This window comes from Burkholderia sp. B21-005, from assembly GCF_020843965.1.
Classification (GTDB): domain Bacteria; phylum Pseudomonadota; class Gammaproteobacteria; order Burkholderiales; family Burkholderiaceae; genus Burkholderia; species Burkholderia ambifaria.
Genome location: NZ_CP086303.1, coordinates 55,824 through 73,280, shown reverse-complemented (window position 1 = coordinate 73,280; position 17,457 = coordinate 55,824). Strand labels below are relative to the sequence as shown.

Genomic DNA, 17,457 nt, shown 5'->3' with positions numbered 1-17,457 from the left:
ACCTCGGCGGTGTGCGGTCACACCGATGCCCTTCACACGCGATTGGTGCCGAAGCGACAACAGAGTGCGCACGCGCCCGGTACTACTGGCCCGCGAGACCCGCGATTACGATGGCTGCCAAGCGGGTCGTGCGATCGATCGCGATACGCAGGGCCGGCAGTACCCGCTTCCACAAATCAGGAGAACGGATCATGACGCAACGTATCAACTACTTTCAGCAATCGCCGGAATTCACCAAAAAACTCGTCGAGCTCGACGGGTTGTTTCAAAAGACGACGATCGAAGTGCCGGTCCGCGAACTCGTCGAGATTCGCGCATCACAACTGAACGGCTGCGCGTTCTGCGTCGACATGCACGTCAAGATGGCCCGGATCCACGGCGAGCGCGAACTGCGCATGCATCACGTCGCGATCTGGCGCGAGTCGACGCTGTTTTCGCCGCGCGAGCGCGCCGCGCTCGCATGGACCGAAGCCCTGACGCATCTTTCGTCGGATGGCGTGCCGGATGATCTCTACGAACGCGTGCGGGCCCACTATTCCGAGAAGGAGCTGTCGGACCTGACCTTCCTCGTCGGTGCGATCAACTGCTGGAACCGGCTGAATGTCGCGTTCCGCATCGTGCCCGGGTCGTTCGACAAGACGTTCGGGCTCGAGAAGGCCAACCTGGAGTAACGACATGAAACGCATCATGCTCACGCTTGCACCGCTTGCGCTGTCGCTGCTGATGCCCGTTCAGCCGGCCGCCGCCGCACCTCAAGCCACGGTTACAACGCTGACCACGGAGCCGTTGCCCGAGTATCCGGGCAAGGAGGCCGAGATGATCGTCGTGGATTATCCGCCCGGCAGCGTCGATCCCGTTCATCGTCACGACGCGCACGCATTCGTCTATGTGCTCGACGGCAGCATCGTGATGGGCCTGAACGGTGGGAAGGAGGTCACGCTTCACGCCGGCGACACATACCACGAAGGCCCGAAGGACATCCACACGGTCGGACGCAATGCCAGCAGCACGAAGCCGGCAAGATTCGTCGTGTTCATGATCAAGAACCAGGGTGCGCCGATCCTCACACCCGTGAAATAGCAGGATCATCGTGGAGGCCCGGCGACGCCGGGCCCGCTCAGCGCACCGGAAGCCTGCTCGCGATCCGGTGCGCGAGCTGCGCGGGAATCCGGCTCAATGCAGCCGCTTGCGCCGCCGCCTCACGGTGCGTCATCAGCGACGTCGACGTCTTTCGTCAGGCCACCCTCGTTCTCCCGGCACGATGATTCCGGAATCGGGACATCGCCTGGTATACTCCCCACCAGTATCCGTCACATACTCCCCCCCAGTTTCACCCGAATCACGAGAGGCGACCTAAAAGGCGCAGAATCATGGCGGGTTCTTGCGCGCGCGCCCGTCGCGCAAAAGGGCAGATCGATGCGCTCGCGCGTGCCGGAGCAACGCGCCGAATACGAATCGATTTTCCGGCAAGGGCTGCTCGCGACGACCCGGCATGGTCGAGGACGCAATGAACGGCAAGGTTGGGCTTGCGCCGTTCGTGACACACGCGAAATCGCTCTCCGAAATCAACGAAGCATTCGCTCCGATACGCAAGGGGAAGTCGATCCGAGCCGTCGTTCACCAGTGAAGCATCGAAAAGGAGCATGAACATGTCCGTCGCCATTCATCCCGCCGTCGATCGCGGCATTCAAAAGGGCGCCGCCGATTTCGCGGGCGGTACGCTGCGCTGCCTGTGCACGCAGGATCCGGTCGAGGTTCGGGTCGATGCGCAGGTCGCATTCAATCACGCGTGCGGCTGCACGAAGTGCTGGAAGCCGGCCGGCGCGCTGTTTTCCGTCGTGGGCGTCGTGCCGCGCGACAAGGTCACCGTGACCGCACATGGCGAGAAACTGCGCATCGTCGACGACAAGGCGTTGATTCAGCGCCATGCGTGCTCCGCATGCGGCACGCACCTGTTCGGACGCATCGAAAATGCCGACCATGCGTTTTACGGCCTGGATTTCATTCATACCGAACTGTCGCCGGATGCCGGCTGGGACGGGCCCGGCTTCGCTGCATTCGTGTCGTCGATCATCGAGAGCGGCACGCCGCCGTCGTTGATGGCGGACGTGCGCGACACGCTGCGCGGCAAAGGGCTGGAGCCCTACGATTGCCTGAACCCGCCGCTGATGGATGCGCTGGCAACGCAAACGGCGAAAGCCAAGGGGACATACCGGGAGGCTTGAGTTCATCGCCACGGGTGGGCGCGCGGCGGGAAGCTGCGCGTCGGGCCATATCCTGGCGCTCGCGAGCATCGCGGTGCCGCTTTCCACGGCACGGGCCACCGTTGTCCAAATTACAGCAGCGTTTTTCGATTCCGGCTCGTCCTCGACGAGCAGCACGTGCCGGACGGCAATTCTCTCCTTCGCACCGACCGGCACCTAATTCTCGGGCGCCGATGGAAGCGGAATCCAGTGCGTGTACCCGGACTGCGGGTTCGCCACGTCCTCGAATCGAGCGACGACCGCGAATCCTCCGTGCGTCCAGGCCAACACGTTAAGTGCCTGATCGGCATCCAGACGCGTCGGACAGTGTTGACTCGTCCTGATCCAGTTCTGGCTTTTGCGTGCACCCTGCCACCCATCCCATGCAGCGGCCACCCGTGTGCCCCTGACGTAGCCGTCCTGATCGCGGACCCGGTTGACGACGTCGGCACGATACTCGCTTGGCGTATCGCGAAACCACCATTGCTCAAACAGTTCTCGTTCGGTTCTCACAGACGCCTCCCAACACGGTTTTGCGTCAAGCTCATTACGCAGAGTGAGCCGTCGCAGATTTCATCAGACGTCGAGCATTTGTTATTCCCGCGTCACGGCTCCCGTCATCGCAACAACTTGTGCGTCTGGGGACTGACGACGCTCAAACTGGCCCGAAATCCGTCAGGAACGAACGAGGGTCGTGTTCCGCTCTTGACCGAAAACGCTTGACACCTATGTCGCCGCCGCGTACTGTCGGCCGTGAAGTATTCAAGAAGCGCGACTGCTGCTCATCATCGACCGCGAACTGCGGTATTCGTTGTCCTCTCCCTCCTTGATTATTTTTCCCGCGTCCATTCGTGGCGCATCCGCTCGTCTATTCTCAGGAGATCTAACATGGATACCGGTACTGTCAAGTGGTTCAACGACGGCAAAGGCTTTGGCTTCATCACGCCGGATAAAGGCGGCGACGATCTGTTCGCTCATTTCTCCGAAATTCGCGGCGACGGTTTCAAGACGCTCGCCGAAGGCCAGAAGGTGAGCTACGAGACCAAGAGCGGCCCCAAGGGCCTGCAGGCAGCGAACATCACCCCGCTGTAACCGCCTCAAGCCTCAATTCGCGCAAGGAGCGACGCATTGCCGCCGCTCCTTGTGTCATGCATGGCCTCGCGGCGCTACGCGTCTCGATGCCGGCCCGACTGGTCCGTCCGCTTCGCAGGGAGACATTGAACCTGCGTGCAGGCAGATGCGCCCTCACGGTGCGCGTGTTCGACCGCGCATCCGGGCTCGGACCAGCCATCCTCGCAGGATCGCGCACGCGACGCGGCAGGAGAATTTCCATGACCCAATATCAGTCTCGCGGCAACAAGGCGCCTCCACGTACCAAGCAGCAGCCGATGTTGCCGAAGTTCGGCACGGCATTGAACTGGGTGCCGCCGAAAGAGTCCTCGATCACGAAGACGCAGCAAAAAAAGCGCACGACGTCGGCGCAATAGCGACCGAGAGCGCGGCTGCACAAGCAGCAGCGGCTGTCGCGCAACCTGTTGCAGTGCGAGGCGAAGCCGGTCACGATCCGTCACCACGCGCCTGCCGGGTTGCAGGATGTAATACGGAATAAGTTGGAGGCCCGGCGAACGATGCGCGTATGATGGGCTTATCCGAGCGATCATCAGCCCTCCGAACGCTCCCCTCCACCACCGCGCGCTTGTTGCATCCCCCTCCGCCGCGCTGCAATTTTGTCCCTTTCACCCCCGCCGGCCCGCCCGACAATGGACGGATATCGGCCGGACGAGTTCGACCGTGCTTTTCGCCACGGCCGAACGACAGGAGTTTGTCATGAGCATGCATTCCTACCGTGGATTCGAGATCTATCCACTGATTTACCCGCACGTACCGGCAGCGAATGGTGCTCCGCACAACTACGACGCCGGCTTCGACGCAGCAGTCAGGATTTGTCTTCGCGGTGCGACGGACACACAGACGCAAAGCCAGACTTACCGGCTTCGCGATAACGGGCCGTTCGGTACTGCCGGTGACGCACGTCGTGCATCGGTGCGCTATGCCGAGAACATCATCGACGACAATCGCGAAACACACGCGTTCCTGTCGAACGCAGGCTGAGGCGGCTACCCAGCCGATGCGATGCGTCGGCAATCTGGAGAGCAACATGGTCATTGACGAACTACTCGCATTGATCGGACGGCACGAGGTTACGTGGGCCGACACGATCTCGCTGGCCGGAATCTCTGATTCGGCTCTGTGTCATCAGCAAGAGTTGCAAATGTACGGCGCAATACGCGCGCTATCGATGGGTGCCGGACACTCGGAATTCGAGTCCGACGAGATAGCGAGCGCCGTCATGACACGACTCGGCTAATTTCTTATTCGAACGTTCTCAAACAGGGCAACCATGACAACCGTCACACTGAAAGTCAACGAACCGATCGATGTCGCGCTGCGCCGATTCCGCCGTGACATCGAGAAAACCGGGTTGATTCGCGAGCTACGCAGCCGCACCGGCTATGAAAAGCCCACGACGGAACGCAAGCGCAAAAAGGCCAGTGCCGTTGCCCGGCAGCGCCTGCGCGCGAAGCGCATGTTGCCCCCGCGCAAAATGTACTAGGAGCGCATCGTGTCCAACCTGCCGGCCGACGCCCCACCGTTTTTCCCGTTGACGAAATGCCAGGTGGATTTCGATCGACAGAAAGACATGGTGACGCTACTGCCGAGCTTCTATGCGTTCGGCTGTGAGTACACCAGCCGCGGCCTCCTGATCGGCCGGGACGATGCCTTCAAATTGATTGCAGCCATCGAGAAAGCGCTCAGCGTTCAAGGCTGAGCCGCCGGCGCGGACGCTTCACAAGCATCAAAAGCAGAAGACCAACCATGCGCGTCGCGACCCGGTACGTGGACTTGCTCTGTTTCCTTGTTGCCCTTCAGCTGGTCACCAAAAGGAAAACGCGCGAATGGTTGTCACCCTTTCAGCTCGTGGAATCACTGCAGGCATGGCTGATCGTCCACCGCGCGAAATGCGAGTGGCGCGATCGTGTCTGGATAGGGCACGCGTCTCTTCAGATCGCGAAGTCCGTCCATTCCGTGGACGATCCTGCGCGCCCGGAGCGGCTTCCTGGCGTTGAAGACGACTCGACAGCCCGCCACCGAGGCGTGCTCGCCAATCGGTCGGGCCTGCGGATAAAGTGCATTCGGTACCTTCGAGAGCATGTCTGATAGTGGCATCGCGCGCACGGGGACGAACCAAAGCGGGTGGGTGAGTTGCCGATCCGGTCAGCCAACCGCTGCCGGATCATGAAAAGCCCTTTCCGGCCCACTCGCCTTCACCGGACTCGTCGACCACGTAGCCCGCGACAACCCTAATCCTGGAGGAGCCCATGCTCTTCAATTCGACACGGTTCCGAATCGATCCGACGCCACGCAGGGCCGATGGACAGTACATCGCACATGCGAGGATTACCACGTTACTCGTCGACGGAGATGAGCGGCAGGTCCTCTGCAGCGGCGATCTGGCTGCCTTCGAACGCCGCGACGATGCAGTTGCGTATGCAGCGAAATGGGGGAAGGTTGGTTGACCGCGCAATTTGGCTGAAAATGGGGAAGTCGGCGCACGGACGTGAAGCACGTAGCTGACGGCCTCTTCCTTCCACATCGATAGCCCCACGCAGACGGCCCGGTTGGAAGGAGTCCGATTTGCCAACGCCATCCGAGACGAAGCCACGCCGCGATGATCAATGACCCGACATCCATACCCCACTACCTCGTCCTGCTGAGCGGCTGGCAGCCCTATGTGCTGGATATGGAGCGCGTCGTCATCCGACGGGAAGCCAGTCGGTTGTTGCTCGCGTTTGCACGGACTCGCGGAAAACTCGAGCGTATCGACGGTGACGAATGGAACATGTTTTCCGACGCACAGAATCTGTCGACACTCGAGCGTGGGCAGGCGCGGTTCTACGCACTGGTAAAAGGGACCGAAACCGAGCATCAGCTGCGGTTGCTCGCCGTTCTCTGAAATTCGATTTCCGAGTGGGGCCCCGGCGCGGGGCGATTCGACCGCGCTATCCGAATGCGGAACATCCCGTCCACTGCAGGCAAGGCGCAGCATGAAACTGGTTTTGGTGGGTGCTGTGTTGTGCTGTGTGATCGTCTTCTTGTTTTGGGGCAACCCACGAGACGGCGACCAGTAGCGCATCCGGCGCCGTCGTACGACCTTGAGTCGATGGCGTAAGGAAGCGCGCTGCCGCGGCGGCTCCAGCAGCGCCCCCCCCCAGACGTCCAATTCCCCCGGCGTTCATCCCGGGGAGACCGCTTTGCGCCGACGGCCTGCCGGCCGCCGCGCGGCGTGTCGGCTAACTCAGCTCCGCACGGCAGGCGCCGTGTCGTGCGCGCCGGACGTCAATGCCAGTGCCGCGAGCGCGCCAGCCGGCGCGAGCAGCGCCCAGAATCCGATGTAGCGAAAGCCGAGCGCGCCAGCCATTGCGCCCAGCGCAAACGCGACGATCGCCGGCAACATCTTGCCGAACCGTGCGCGTGCGGCCACGCGCGCGCTGTCTGCCGTGCCGGCGGACAACAGGTCGACCACATCGAGAATCGCCTGCGTGACGTTGCCCGTCATCACCGTGTTCGGCACGCTTGCGCGGGCGATCACGCGCGGATGCGCGTTCTGCACGCCCATCGCGAACGTGCCGACGATGCCGGCCACCAGCACCGGCAGGCTGTCGGACTGCGTGACGGGCGTCGCCCACACGCCGGCCACACAGAAGCCGAGCAGCATCACGGCCTGCACCGCATACAGCGCACGCGCGCCCTGCCATGCCGGCCGCGCGGACAACGACCGCGCGATCAGGCTCGCCGCGATGACGCCGCATATGAAGGCGGGAAACACGCTCAGTTTCAGCAGGAGGCCCTGCCCGTATCCGGCGACGCCCGCGCCGATCAGCACGAAGTTGCCCGTCACGTGTGCGGTGAACAACCCGAACAGCGAGACGAAGCTCAGCGTATCGACGAACCCGGCGACCGCGGAAAGAAGGGTGTCTTCAGATTTCAATTCGTGATGTTTGCGTAAAGGTTGGGCGACGTGGCGACCGTGAGTTGCACGGTTGCCGCGTCGCGTTCGCGGGAGGACCGACCCGGCCGTCAGGGATTGCCGTCGCCCTCCCCCCGTTGAATATCGCCGACGATGGTGACAAGGACGAGCGCCGCAATCAAGCCCAGATGCTCGAAAAAGCTGTTCAGCGCCATGAAATGTTCGGCGCCCGAGCGGTTCCAGAAGTCGTTCGCCACGGCCATCGCGACGAGCGTCAGCATGCCGAGGCTGCCCGCGCCGAGCCACGTGAAGCGGCGAAACACCACGCACAGCGAGCCGCCGATCTCCACCGCCACCGCCAGCGCCGCCCACAGCGCGGGCGGGTGCAGGCCGAAATGCGCCTGCTCCGCGACCGCATCGCCGAAGTGCATCGCCTTGTTCACCCCGCCGATCAGGAACGCGGAAACGAGCGCGAGCCGGACCAGCGATCCGACCCACGCCTGCGACAGGAGCGCGCGAATCCACCCGGGGCTGCACCGGCCGGTCAGGGTCGCCATGTCAGACCGCCCAGCACGAACAGCCGAACGCGCCCCAGAAGCCCTTCGCGTCCGACGTCGGCAACGTGCGGCCCCACGCGCTCGCATGCGCATGGCCGTGCATGCCACAGGCGGTCGAACAACCGCACGCGGCAGCGGCCGCTGCTGCTCGCTGCAGCGGCGCGCCCTCGCGCTGCGTCGCGCCCCAGCCGCCATAGCCGCCGTAGGTGCGCACCGGCGACCAGTCCGGCATCGCCGGCGGAATCGGCAAATCGTGCGACGCGAACGGCCCGGCACCCCACACGATGCGCCCGCCGACCACGGTCAGCAACGCCGTCGTGTCGACGATATCGTCCTCCGCGCACGTGAAGAAATCACGGTCGGGGACCATCAGGTCCGCCAGCTGACCGACCGCGATGCGGCCCTTCTTGCCCACTTCGTTCGAGAACCACGTCACGTACTCGGTCCACATGCGCAGCGCGGTTTCGCGATCGAGCAGGTTGCGCTGCGGATACAGGCGCATCCCGCCGACCGTCTTGCCCGTCACGAGCCATGCGAGCGACACCCACGGGTTGTACGACGCCACCCGTGTCGCGTCCGTGCCGGCCGACACCTTGATGCCCTTGGACAGCATCTTCGCGACCGGCGGCGTCGCCTCGGCCGCCTGCGCGCCATAACGCTCGACGAAGTACTCGCCCTGATACGCCATCCGGTGCTGCACCGCGATGCCGCCGCCAAGCGCCGCGATCCGGTCCATCGATCGCTCGGAGATCGTTTCCGCGTGATCGAAGAACCAGTTCAGCCCTTCAAGCGGGATGTCCTCGTTGACCTTCTCGAACACGTCGAGCGCGCGGCTGATCGTTTCTTCGTAGGTCGCATGCATGCGCCACGGCCAGCGGTTCTGCGCGAGCACGCGCACGACGCCTTCGAGATCGTCCTCCATCTGCGCGGGCAGATCCGGACGCGCGACGCGGAAGTCCTCGAAGTCGGCCGCGGAAAACACCAGCATCTCGCCCGCGCCGTTGTGGCGGAAGTAGTCGGTGCCGTCGTGATACTTGACGCTCTTCGTCCAGTTCACGAAGTCTTCCTTCTCCGCGTTCGGCTTCTGCGTGAACAGGTTGTACGCGATGCGGATGGTCATCTCGCCCGCGTCGTGCAGCTGGCGGATCACTTCGTAATCGTCGGGGTAGTTCTGCGAGCCGCCGCCCGCGTCGATCACGCCCGTCACGCCGAGCCGGTTCAGCTCGCGCATGAAGTGGCGCGTCGAGTTGTACTGGTACTCGAACGGCAGCTTCGGGCCCTTCGCGAGCGTCGCGTAGAGGATCGTCGCGTTCGGGTTCGCGAGCAGCAGGCCCGTCGGGTTGCCCGCGGCATCGCGCAGGATCGTGCCGCCCGGCGGCTCCGGCGTGTCCTTCGTATAACCGACGACGCGCAGCGCGGCCGCGTTCAGCAGCGCGCGATCGTACAGGTGCAGGATGAACACCGGCGTATCGGGCGCGGCCGCATTGAGCTCCTCGATCGTCGGCAGGCGCTTCTCGGCAAACTGATGTTCGGTGAAGCCGCCGACCACGCGCACCCATTGCGGCGCGGGCGTGATCGCGACCTGCTGCCGGAGCATCTCCATCGCGACGGCGAGCGAGCGCACGCCGTCCCAGCGCAGCTCCATGTTGTAGTTCAGGCCGCCGCGAATCACGTGCGTATGGTTGTCGGTCAGGCCCGGCAGCACGGCGCGGCCGTCGAGGTCGACGACCTTGGTCGCGCGGCCCGCGAGCGGCATGACGTCCGCGTTGCTGCCGACCGCGACGAAGCGGCCGTCCTTGATCGCCACCGCGGTGGCGACGGGGTTCGCACGATCGAGCGTCGTGATGCGCCCGTTGTGCAGGATCAGATCCGGTTGGGTATCGGTTGCGGTCATATGCGTCACCTCACTTCGATCAAAGGCCGATGAGCCGCTTGAGGGCGGGAATCGCCTGCACGCCAATCAACATGCCGAGCAACCCGACCAGGGCAATCAGCGGCGGTGCGGGAGAGCGAACCTTGATTGCGCTGTAGATCACGCCTATCAGCAGGCCCGCACCAAGAGAAACCAGATAAGGTTCCATACGATCAATCTCTCGAACAAATTGGAATGCAGGCGAATGCCCTGCAAACGCTCCGCGGGCGGCATCCGCGGATGAACCGCGTCACGCCGCCCGCATTGACGTATCACCGCCGCGGCGCGCTCATCGAGCATGCCGCGGCGGCATCGACAGTCCCGACTGTCCGCGTTACTTCGCCGGCACCGGCGGAATCGACTCGTGCGGCGTCGCGGTGCGTTGCGGCGCATTGTGGACCATCGTGTACGCGTAATCGACGCCCATCCCGTACGCGCCCGAATGCTCCTTCGCGATCGCCATCACCGCGTCGTAGCTGTCGCGGCGTGCCCAGTCGCGTTGCCATTCGAGCAGCACCTGCTGCCACGTGACCGGCACCACGCCGGCCTGCACCATGCGCTGCATCGCGACGTCGTGCGCGGCTTGCGACGTGCCGCCCGAGGCGTCGGCGACCATGTAGATCTCGTAGTCGCCTTCGAGCATCGCGCACAGGGCGAACGTCGTGTTGCAGACTTCGGTCCACAGGCCCGACACGACCACCTTCTTGCGGCCGTTCGCGGCCAGTGCGTCACGCACCTTCTGGTCGTCCCACGAGTTCATCGACGTGCGTTCGAGCGTCTTCTGGTTCGGGAACACGTCGAGCAGTTCGGGATACGTATGCCCCGAGAAGCTGTCGCTTTCGACCGTCGTGATCGTGGTCGGGATGTTGAATACCTTCGCGGCCTTCGCCAGGCCCACGACGTTGTTCTTCAGCACCTGGCGATCGATCGACTGCACGCCGAACGCCATCTGCGGCTGCTGGTCGATGAAGATCAGCTGGCTGTTCTGGGGGGTGAGAACTTCAAGCTTCGGATTGCTCATGGCGGTCATGTCCTTTGACGTGGAGAAAAATAAAGCCTGCCTCGCCGGCAAGCCGGGGGGGGGCCCGATGTGCTGTGCTGGGAGGTTTGCCTGCCAACGTCTACCATTCAACATGGAAACTTGCAGCAATGCCAATTAATCGTTCTGTTTAAAAAAATCCCTAAAACAAATTCTTAAAAGATCTTAAATCAGTTGAATTTTCGCGCCGCTCCAGCGATGACCTGATAGGCTCTTTTTCGACTTCGTCGGTTCATCGGCGGGGCGTTATTCATATCTTTCCACGCGGTTGTCATTCACTTCAATTTATATTATGAAACCGTACATTTCGTCGCTATTGGCCGGCATTCTCGCCGGCGCCGTCTACGCGTTGATCGGCGTGCAATCGCCCGCTCCGCCCACCATTGCGCTGGCCGGCCTGTTGGGCATCCTTGCCGGCGAACAGATCCTGCCGGTCGCTCGCCGGATGCTCGCGGGCATCCACCTGAAGGCCGCATGGAGCGAGGCGAAGTGCACCCAGCACATGTTCGGCTCGCTGCCCGGCGCGCAGCCATCCAACGCCGCGGGGAAGCACCACGAGTCGACGCCGACGTGACGGATCGCTATTGACTGGACAAAGGGGCTCGGGGCGTTAACATGACGGCCCGATGCCCCGCCTGTGAAATCCATCATGAAGCTGTCATTCGAAGCGCTCGAAGCGCTGGACGCGATCGACCGCACCGGCACGTTCGCCGAAGCCGCGGAACTGCTGCATCGCGTACCGTCGGCCCTGAGTTACCTCGTGCAAAAGCTCGAGGGCGACCTCGGCGTCGCCCTGTTCGACCGCAGCGGACGCCGTGCGAAGCTCACGCATGCGGGTCGCGTCGTCGTCGAAGAAGGCCGGCGGCTTCTGCATGCGGCGGAACAGCTCGAACTCAAGGCACAGCGCGCGCAGCAAGGCTGGGAAACCGAGCTGCGCATCTGTATCGACGAGATCCTGCCGTTCGACGCGCTATGGCCTTGCGTGCATGCGTTCTACGGGCTCGAAATGGACACGCGGCTGCGGCTCTCGACCGAAGTCCTCGGTGGCACCTGGGACGCGCTGGTTGCGCGCCGTGCGGATCTCGTCGTCGGCGCGACGGGCGAGCCGCCGGAGCTGCCGGGCATCGTTACGCGGCCGATCGGCACGCTCAGGCACGTGTTCGCGGTCGCGCCCACCCATCCGCTCGCGGCCTTGCCCGAACCGCTGTCGATGGCGTCGATCGTCGAGCATCGCGGCGCCGTCATCAGCGATACGTCTCGCGAACTGCAGCCGCGCTCGGTCGCGGTCGATGCCGGGCAGCCGACGCTCGCGGTACCGACCCTCGCGGCAAAACTGGCCGCGCAGTGCGAAGGACTCGCCGTGGGCACGCTGCCGGACTGCATCGCGGCGCGCGCGATCGCACAGGGCAAGCTCGTCGCCCGCCAGGTGACCGGCATGCGCGACACGACGCATTGCTACATGGCGTGGCGCAGCGACGAAGCCGGCCGCGCGTTGCGCTGGTGGGTCGAGCAGCTCGATCGCCCCGATCTCGTCGACCGGTTCCTCGCGCTTGCGTGATCCCGCCAGTGATCCTGACGTGTCGGCCGAACGGATCGCGAACGCACTTCATCTCCCTCTCGGATCACGCGTCCGGATCCCGGCATCGGACCCACTGTCGTGATTTCGCCGGCCGCGCGTGTCGTTACGGTTCGTCGCCTGTCTCGCAAGCGAGCGCATCCGCTTCGGGCCACGCGTCGTGGACGCCCCGGCTCGAGCCGGAGCCATGCGCGAGCGCCGCGGCATACGCGGCCAGCAAGCGCTTGCGCGCATCGTCTCGGGCCGGCGTCGCATCCAGATCCCGCATCGCCTCGAGCGCCACGCGCGCGCGTTCGCGACACTCGTCCACGAGCGACAGGTCCAGCAGGCACGGCGCCGCCACGGCCGCCAGTGCGATGCCGGTCTCCGCGTGGCCGTTCGGCGAAAATGCCCAGTCGAGCACCGCGCGCAGATTGCCGAGTTCGCGGCGCACCAGATCGAGCCGCGCTTCGGCCGGCGACCCATCGCCGCCGCCGGGCAGCGTGAACAACGTAAGAAAGTAGTTCGCATGCGCGAGCGCGGCGGCCGCGCATTCGCCGTTGTTCTCGAGCTGCTGCAGCGCATAGGCGCGCGTCGTCGTCAACAGCCGGTAGCGCGGCACGCCGTGCGCATTCTCGACGTTCACGAGCGACTTCGACACAAGGCCCGCGATCGTGTCGAGCAGGTCGGCATCGGCCAGCCCCGTCGTGCCGACGATGTTTCGCACCGCCTCGATCGAAAAACCGTCACGAAACACGCCGAGCCAGCGCAACAGCACGCGCTCCGTGTCCCCCAGCAAGCGGTAACTCCAGTCGTACATGGCCTGCAGCGTCCGGTGGCGTGGCAATGCCGTGCGAAAGCCGCCGGTCAGCAACCGGAAATGGTCGTCGAGATGATCGGCCAGCACGTCGATGCCGAGCACGGCCGCGCGGGCAGCGGCCAGTTCGATCGCCAGCGGCAGGCCGTCGAGATGTCGGCACACCGACGCCATCAGCGACACGCTGCGTTCGTCGAGCGGAAAGCGCGGGTCGGCGGCGCACGCGCGTGCCGCGAACAATTGCACCGCACTTGCGCCCAGCGTGTCGGCTGCGTCGGCACCTTCGCCGCCGACCTCGAGCGGCGGCACCGGACACTGTCGCTCGCCGTGGATGCGAAGCGCCTCGCGGCTGGTCGCCAGCACACGCAGCCCGGTATCGGATTCGGTCAACACGGCGGCGATCCGCGCGGCTGCGTCCAGCAGATGCTCGCAATTGTCGAGCACGAGCAACATCCTGCGATGCGCGACGCTCGCCAGCACCGCTTCGAGCGTCAGCGAGCGGGCCGGCAGCACGAGGTCCAGCGCGTCCGCCAGCGCGGCGGGAACGAATTGCGGGGAGGCAACCGTCGCCAGCGACACGAACGCCGCCCCATCCGGAAAGCGCGCCTCGGCCCGGATCGCGGCTTCGATCGCCACGCGCGTCTTGCCGATGCCGCCCGCCCCGACCAGCGTCACGACGCGCGACGCGTCGAGCGCCGCGAGGACATCGGCGACCATCTGCTCCCGCCCCACGAGCGCGGTCGGCGCGGGCGCGAGCCGGGATGTCGAGGGACGCGCGGAGGCTGCGCCTTCGGCGGGTTCGCTGACGAGCCGATAGCCGCGCCCCGGCACCGTGACGATCAGATCCCGGTCCCGGCCCAGCGCCTTGCGCAACGATGCGATATGCACCTGCAGGTTGTTTTCCTCCACGATCGTGTGCGGCCATACCCGCTGCATGATCTCGTCCTTCGAGACCAGCGCGCCATTTGCCTGAACCAGGAGTTCGAGAATTTCGAATGCACGGCTGCCGATACGCAACAGTTTGCCGTTCGCGCGAATTTCACGTCTGTCGAGAAAAACGTGAAGCGTTCCAATGCGGATCATGGGAGGGGTCTAATCAATGGCATTTATCGATGCCGGTCAAAACGACACCGATTTGACACCCAATGCTACGGCATTTACTACGTATGATGATTCAAATTATCAGAATGGAATGAGCAAATTTTTTGAATCGTTGAAATGCGCGGGCCTCGCATCTTCTGCGCACGGCACGGCATGGCGCCCGTCATTCCCGACCGGAGAAGCAGGGATTCGGCGATGAATTGGATTTCGTACGATTTTTCCGCGATTCGATTGACGCGGGAATTCGGGCGAACCGCGTTTTCGGCCCGTAGTTGAACGCGCGGTTCGGGATGAGCGTGGCGAGGACGCCGGACGGCCGGGGCCGCCCGGCTACGTCACGCCAATGTCACGCTAATGTCACGCGCGGACGAACGCCAGCAGTTCGTCGTTCAATCGTTGTGCATGCGTCAGATACAGCGCATGCGGGGCGCCTTCGTAGATGCTCAGCGTCGCGTGCGGCGCGCGCGCGGCGGTGGCCGCCCCCGTCAGGGCGAGCGGCGCCGTCTGGTCATCGTCGCCATAAATCACGCGCGTCGGTACGTCGAACTTGCTGAGATCCGTCCTGAAATCGGTTTCGGAAAATGCCCGGACGCAATCGAGCGTGCCCTTCAATCCGGCCTGCAGCGCCATGAACGAAGTCCAGTCGAGCGCGGCGCGCGAGATCGTCGAATCCGGCCGGTTCGAACCGGTGAACAACGGCCAGAAGGACTCGAAGAACGCGGCGCGGTCCGCCACGATCGCCGAGCGAATGCCGTCGAACATCGCGACGTCGACGCCGTCCGGATGATCGTCGCGCCGCGCGATGAGCGGCGTCACCGAGCCGATCAGGACGGCCTTCGCGATGTGGCGCGTGCCGTGCCGGCCGATGTATCGGGCCACCTCGCCGCCGCCCATCGAAAAGCCGACGAGCGTCACGTCGCGCAATCCGAGCGTCTCGATCAGCGTCGCGAGATCGTCCGCCAGCGTATCGTAGTCGTAGCCCGTCCACGGTTGGCCGGACCGGCCGAAACCGCGCCGGTCGTATGCGATGCCGCGAAAACCGTTCGATGCCAGATGATGCATCTGGACGTCCCACATGTCCGCATTCAGCGGCCAGCCGTGAATGAACACGACGGGGCGCCCCGCGCCCCAGTCCTTGTAGTGAATCGAGACGCCGTCGCGTGTCGTGAACGTGCTCATGAAGCTTCCTCGGCAAAGAAGAGGCAGCGGCGCCAGCCGCCGCCGATGGATGGGGCGCACCGCTCCCGGTCAGGAGCGGGACAGCCTGACGATGAACCGGTCCAGCTCGGACGCGAGGATCGCCTCCCAGCAATTCGCGGGACGCTTCGCTCCGCGCCACTGCGGCTTGTAGATCGCATCGCCGGCGCGAATCGGCAGGCCGGTCAGGGCGCAGCGCCCCGGCGAGCGGCACTTTGCGCTGATCCAGCGCTGCTCGTCATACCGGCAGTGGGTCGGATCGCTCCACGACACCAGCAGCGAGGAATCGGTCTGCCGCTCGACCGCGACGATCGCGCACCCGCGACGCCCGCCACCGCCGGACGCGCCGCGCGCGTCGTCGCGATGACGGCGGCGCGCGGCGTCCCGGTCGCGAAGATTCAGCGACGCGCAGCGGCTTGCGCCGGACGACGGATCGAGCAGCGTCATCACGTGCTCCCAGCGATCGAATGTGTCCATGACGGCGTATCCAGGCAAGTGGCGAGAGATTCGGACGTTTCGCATCCGCGCGCATCACGATCGTCATGCGCTGGCGCGAACCGGCAGCGACCCGCGACGGGACGGCTTGATGCTGACGATAGCGAGCGGCCGCTGAAGAGTCTTGATTCCCATGCTTAATTGTTCTGGCGGCCTGGCTCGCGCGCCACACCGACCGGCCGGTTCATGAAAATTCAGCCGAATTTCAGTACACGCGGTATGGCCCCGCGCTAGGCTCCCGTCGACGTTCGTTCGCTCCCGTCGTGCGCCTGCCGGCTCGCGACCGCGAACGCACGCCGGCTGCCGGCGACAGTGCCGCATGCGGGCAGATCCGGACCATCGATTCCACACGACATCATTCCACCGCACGTTCAAGGAGCCTCAATGCGTCCCGCAGATCTCGACGCCATCCCCTCGGCACGCCGCCGCGACATGCTGCTTGCCGGCGCGACCGCCGTTGCAGCCGCCGCGCTGCCGGCCGCCGCCGCCGCTGCCGCCCCCAAACACGTCGCTTCCGCCCATCAAGGAACCCATCCGATGAACACGATCACCACGCAAGACGGTACGCAGATTTATTTCAAGGACTGGGGCAGCGGCCGTCCGGTCGTGTTCTCGCACGGCTGGCCGCTGTGCGCCGACGCATGGGACCCGCAGATGCTGTTCCTGGTGCAGCACGGCTACCGCGTGATCGCGCACGACCGCCGCGGTCACGGCCGATCGAGCCAGCCGTCGCAAGGCAATGACATGGATACCTACGCGGACGATCTCGCCGCGCTGATGAATGCGCTGGACCTGCGCGAAGCGACGCTCGTCGGCCACTCCACCGGCGGCGGCGAAGTCGCCCACTACATCGGCCGTCACGGCACGAAGCGCGTGTCGAAGGCCGTGCTGATCGGCGCCGTGCCGCCCCAGATGGTGAAATCGCCGACCAATCCGGGCGGCCTGCCGATGGACGTATTCGACGGCATCCGCAAGAACGTCGCCGAGAACCGTTCGCAGTTCTACAAGGATCTCGCCGTGCCGTTCTTCGGCTTCAATCGCCCCAATGCGAAGGTGTCGCAGGGCACGATCGACGCATTCTGGGCACAAGGGATGATGGGCGGCGCCCATGGCCAGTATCTGTGCGTCAAGGAATTCTCCGAGGTCGACTACACCGAGGACTTGAAGAAGATCGACGTCCCGACGCTGATCCTGCACGGCGACGACGACCAGATCGTGCCGATCGACGATTCCGCGCGCCTGTCGGCGAAGATCGTGAAGCACGCGCAGCTCAAGATCATCCCGGGCGGCGCGCACGGCATGTGCGTCGTCGACGCGGCGCGCATCAATGCGGAACTGCTCGCGTTCCTGAAGGCGTAACCGCCGCCATACGGCGCGCCGCGCGTCGACCTGCGCTGCGACGCCATCCGCGTGATGGCGAATCGCAGCGCAGGTTCGGCAGGGGGAACATGAATCCGGCCACCCACGCGCTCGACGCGATGGACGGACCCCGGCCACGTCGCGCGAACTCGC

General features: G+C 64.5%; 22 protein-coding genes and 1 pseudogene. 14 read left to right on the top strand and 9 right to left on the bottom strand.

Features of this window, described 5'->3' with window-relative positions; all coding sequences use genetic code 11:
- Nucleotides 1-191 precede the first annotated feature (191 nt).
- Together LMA02_RS30870 and LMA02_RS30865 are read left to right on the top strand one after the other, a co-directional pair.
- On the top strand, nt 192-671 hold the full coding sequence (locus tag LMA02_RS30870) for a carboxymuconolactone decarboxylase family protein (RefSeq protein ID WP_006754713.1): 480 nt from the start codon (nt 192-194) through the stop codon (nt 669-671).
- Between the two features lie 4 nt (nt 672-675).
- Nucleotides 676-1,080, top strand: a complete 405-nt coding sequence (locus tag LMA02_RS30865) for a cupin domain-containing protein (RefSeq protein ID WP_228910493.1) — start codon at nt 676-678, stop codon at nt 1,078-1,080.
- Between the two features lie 259 nt (nt 1,081-1,339).
- Here LMA02_RS30865 and LMA02_RS35635 read toward each other — a convergent pair whose 3' ends face one another.
- Nucleotides 1,340-1,651 (bottom strand): hypothetical protein, encoded by a 312-nt coding sequence (locus tag LMA02_RS35635; protein WP_416378702.1) that lies wholly within the window; start codon nt 1,649-1,651, stop codon nt 1,340-1,342.
- Here LMA02_RS35635 and gfa point away from each other — a divergent pair.
- From gfa to LMA02_RS30815, 9 genes and pseudogenes are all read left to right on the top strand, one after another.
- A complete protein-coding gene (gene gfa, locus LMA02_RS30855) occupies nt 1,650-2,225 on the top strand; it encodes an S-(hydroxymethyl)glutathione synthase (protein WP_228910492.1) in 576 nt (191 codons plus the stop codon). The two genes, LMA02_RS35635 and gfa, sit on opposite strands and share 2 nt — an antisense overlap.
- A gap of 906 nt (nt 2,226-3,131) precedes the next feature.
- Nucleotides 3,132-3,335, top strand: a complete 204-nt coding sequence (locus LMA02_RS30850; RefSeq protein WP_006754718.1) for a cold-shock protein — start codon at nt 3,132-3,134, stop codon at nt 3,333-3,335.
- 239 nt (nt 3,336-3,574) lie between these two features.
- Nucleotides 3,575-3,730: a hypothetical protein gene (locus LMA02_RS30845; protein ID WP_228910491.1), complete on the top strand. Its 156-nt coding sequence runs from the start codon at nt 3,575-3,577 to the stop codon at nt 3,728-3,730.
- Between the two features lie 340 nt (nt 3,731-4,070).
- Nucleotides 4,071-4,355, top strand: a complete 285-nt coding sequence (locus LMA02_RS30840) for a hypothetical protein (RefSeq protein ID WP_006754720.1) — start codon at nt 4,071-4,073, stop codon at nt 4,353-4,355.
- Between the two features lie 46 nt (nt 4,356-4,401).
- Nucleotides 4,402-4,611 carry a hypothetical protein gene (locus tag LMA02_RS30835; RefSeq protein ID WP_006754721.1) on the top strand — a complete coding sequence of 70 codons (210 nt, stop codon included), beginning with the start codon at nt 4,402-4,404 and terminating at the stop codon, nt 4,609-4,611.
- Between the two features lie 33 nt (nt 4,612-4,644).
- A complete protein-coding gene (rpsU, locus tag LMA02_RS30830) occupies nt 4,645-4,857 on the top strand; it encodes a 30S ribosomal protein S21 (RefSeq protein WP_006754722.1) in 213 nt (70 codons plus the stop codon).
- Between the two features lie 9 nt (nt 4,858-4,866).
- The gene (locus LMA02_RS30825) at nt 4,867-5,073 is read left to right on the top strand and encodes a hypothetical protein (protein ID WP_041491760.1); all 207 of its coding nucleotides are present in this window, start codon (nt 4,867-4,869) and stop codon (nt 5,071-5,073) included.
- Between the two features lie 550 nt (nt 5,074-5,623).
- A pseudogene (locus tag LMA02_RS30820) lies at nt 5,624-5,838 on the top strand (hypothetical protein).
- Nucleotides 5,839-5,973: 135 nt separating this feature from the next.
- On the top strand, nt 5,974-6,258 hold the full coding sequence (locus LMA02_RS30815; RefSeq protein ID WP_006754724.1) for a hypothetical protein: 285 nt from the start codon (nt 5,974-5,976) through the stop codon (nt 6,256-6,258).
- Between the two features lie 342 nt (nt 6,259-6,600).
- Here LMA02_RS30815 and LMA02_RS30810 read toward each other — a convergent pair whose 3' ends face one another.
- The 5 genes from LMA02_RS30810 to LMA02_RS30790 all read right to left on the bottom strand — a co-directional run bounded on the left by LMA02_RS30810 (nt 6,601) and on the right by LMA02_RS30790 (nt 10,762).
- Nucleotides 6,601-7,293 (bottom strand): YoaK family protein, encoded by a 693-nt coding sequence (locus LMA02_RS30810; RefSeq protein ID WP_228910490.1) that lies wholly within the window; start codon nt 7,291-7,293, stop codon nt 6,601-6,603.
- A gap of 89 nt (nt 7,294-7,382) precedes the next feature.
- Nucleotides 7,383-7,829: a DoxX family protein gene (locus tag LMA02_RS30805; RefSeq protein WP_228910489.1), complete on the bottom strand. Its 447-nt coding sequence runs from the start codon at nt 7,827-7,829 to the stop codon at nt 7,383-7,385.
- Between the two features lies 1 nt (nt 7,830).
- The gene (locus LMA02_RS30800) at nt 7,831-9,723 is read right to left on the bottom strand and encodes an amidohydrolase (protein WP_228910488.1); all 1,893 of its coding nucleotides are present in this window, start codon (nt 9,721-9,723) and stop codon (nt 7,831-7,833) included.
- 19 nt (nt 9,724-9,742) lie between these two features.
- Nucleotides 9,743-9,910 carry a DUF1427 family protein gene (locus tag LMA02_RS30795; RefSeq protein WP_105789109.1) on the bottom strand — a complete coding sequence of 56 codons (168 nt, stop codon included), beginning with the start codon at nt 9,908-9,910 and terminating at the stop codon, nt 9,743-9,745.
- A 165-nt stretch (nt 9,911-10,075) separates the two neighbouring features.
- Entirely contained in the window at nt 10,076-10,762 is a 687-nt protein-coding gene (locus LMA02_RS30790; protein ID WP_228910487.1) for a hydrolase, read from the bottom strand.
- A 310-nt stretch (nt 10,763-11,072) separates the two neighbouring features.
- Between LMA02_RS30790 and LMA02_RS30785 the strand changes: the two genes are divergently transcribed.
- Nucleotides 11,073-11,354 carry a XapX domain-containing protein gene (locus LMA02_RS30785; protein ID WP_228910486.1) on the top strand — a complete coding sequence of 94 codons (282 nt, stop codon included), beginning with the start codon at nt 11,073-11,075 and terminating at the stop codon, nt 11,352-11,354.
- 75 nt (nt 11,355-11,429) lie between these two features.
- Entirely contained in the window at nt 11,430-12,338 is a 909-nt protein-coding gene (locus tag LMA02_RS30780) for a LysR family transcriptional regulator (protein ID WP_228910485.1), read from the top strand.
- 124 nt (nt 12,339-12,462) lie between these two features.
- Here LMA02_RS30780 and LMA02_RS30775 read toward each other — a convergent pair whose 3' ends face one another.
- The 3 genes from LMA02_RS30775 to LMA02_RS30765 all read right to left on the bottom strand — a co-directional run bounded on the left by LMA02_RS30775 (nt 12,463) and on the right by LMA02_RS30765 (nt 15,927).
- Nucleotides 12,463-14,235 (bottom strand): winged helix-turn-helix domain-containing protein, encoded by a 1,773-nt coding sequence (locus tag LMA02_RS30775; protein ID WP_228910484.1) that lies wholly within the window; start codon nt 14,233-14,235, stop codon nt 12,463-12,465.
- Nucleotides 14,236-14,610: 375 nt separating this feature from the next.
- The gene (locus LMA02_RS30770) at nt 14,611-15,432 is read right to left on the bottom strand and encodes an alpha/beta fold hydrolase (RefSeq protein WP_228910483.1); all 822 of its coding nucleotides are present in this window, start codon (nt 15,430-15,432) and stop codon (nt 14,611-14,613) included.
- A 69-nt stretch (nt 15,433-15,501) separates the two neighbouring features.
- Nucleotides 15,502-15,927 (bottom strand): DUF3331 domain-containing protein, encoded by a 426-nt coding sequence (locus LMA02_RS30765; protein ID WP_228910482.1) that lies wholly within the window; start codon nt 15,925-15,927, stop codon nt 15,502-15,504.
- Between the two features lie 555 nt (nt 15,928-16,482).
- Between LMA02_RS30765 and LMA02_RS30760 the strand changes: the two genes are divergently transcribed.
- Complete coding sequence (locus LMA02_RS30760) at nt 16,483-17,304, top strand: alpha/beta fold hydrolase (protein ID WP_043173402.1); 822 nt, start codon at nt 16,483-16,485, stop codon at nt 17,302-17,304.
- Nucleotides 17,305-17,457 lie beyond the last annotated feature (153 nt).

Excerpts from the sequence above, each read along its gene's own strand:
- LMA02_RS35635 (WP_416378702.1), bottom strand. The coding sequence starts at position 1,651 with ATGTTCATGCTCCTTTTCGATGCTTCACTGGTGAACGACGGCTCGGAT.
- gfa (WP_228910492.1), top strand. The coding sequence starts at position 1,650 with ATGTCCGTCGCCATTCATCCCGCCGTCGATCGCGGCATTCAAAAGGGC.
- LMA02_RS30760 (WP_043173402.1), top strand. The coding sequence starts at position 16,483 with ATGAACACGATCACCACGCAAGACGGTACGCAGATTTATTTCAAGGAC.
- LMA02_RS30865 (WP_228910493.1), top strand. The coding sequence starts at position 676 with ATGAAACGCATCATGCTCACGCTTGCACCGCTTGCGCTGTCGCTGCTG.
- LMA02_RS30780 (WP_228910485.1), top strand. The coding sequence starts at position 11,430 with ATGAAGCTGTCATTCGAAGCGCTCGAAGCGCTGGACGCGATCGACCGC.
- LMA02_RS30765 (WP_228910482.1), bottom strand. The coding sequence starts at position 15,927 with ATGGACACATTCGATCGCTGGGAGCACGTGATGACGCTGCTCGATCCG.
- LMA02_RS30850 (WP_006754718.1), top strand. The coding sequence starts at position 3,132 with ATGGATACCGGTACTGTCAAGTGGTTCAACGACGGCAAAGGCTTTGGC.
- LMA02_RS30845 (WP_228910491.1), top strand. The coding sequence starts at position 3,575 with ATGACCCAATATCAGTCTCGCGGCAACAAGGCGCCTCCACGTACCAAG.
- LMA02_RS30795 (WP_105789109.1), bottom strand. The coding sequence starts at position 9,910 with ATGGAACCTTATCTGGTTTCTCTTGGTGCGGGCCTGCTGATAGGCGTG.
- LMA02_RS30790 (WP_228910487.1), bottom strand. The coding sequence starts at position 10,762 with ATGAGCAATCCGAAGCTTGAAGTTCTCACCCCCCAGAACAGCCAGCTG.
- LMA02_RS30800 (WP_228910488.1), bottom strand. The coding sequence starts at position 9,723 with ATGACCGCAACCGATACCCAACCGGATCTGATCCTGCACAACGGGCGC.
- LMA02_RS30785 (WP_228910486.1), top strand. The coding sequence starts at position 11,073 with ATGAAACCGTACATTTCGTCGCTATTGGCCGGCATTCTCGCCGGCGCC.
- LMA02_RS30770 (WP_228910483.1), bottom strand. The coding sequence starts at position 15,432 with ATGAGCACGTTCACGACACGCGACGGCGTCTCGATTCACTACAAGGAC.
- LMA02_RS30840 (WP_006754720.1), top strand. The coding sequence starts at position 4,071 with ATGAGCATGCATTCCTACCGTGGATTCGAGATCTATCCACTGATTTAC.
- LMA02_RS30835 (WP_006754721.1), top strand. The coding sequence starts at position 4,402 with ATGGTCATTGACGAACTACTCGCATTGATCGGACGGCACGAGGTTACG.
- LMA02_RS30815 (WP_006754724.1), top strand. The coding sequence starts at position 5,974 with ATGATCAATGACCCGACATCCATACCCCACTACCTCGTCCTGCTGAGC.
- LMA02_RS30805 (WP_228910489.1), bottom strand. The coding sequence starts at position 7,829 with ATGGCGACCCTGACCGGCCGGTGCAGCCCCGGGTGGATTCGCGCGCTC.
- rpsU (WP_006754722.1), top strand. The coding sequence starts at position 4,645 with ATGACAACCGTCACACTGAAAGTCAACGAACCGATCGATGTCGCGCTG.
- LMA02_RS30870 (WP_006754713.1), top strand. The coding sequence starts at position 192 with ATGACGCAACGTATCAACTACTTTCAGCAATCGCCGGAATTCACCAAA.
- LMA02_RS30775 (WP_228910484.1), bottom strand. The coding sequence starts at position 14,235 with ATGATCCGCATTGGAACGCTTCACGTTTTTCTCGACAGACGTGAAATT.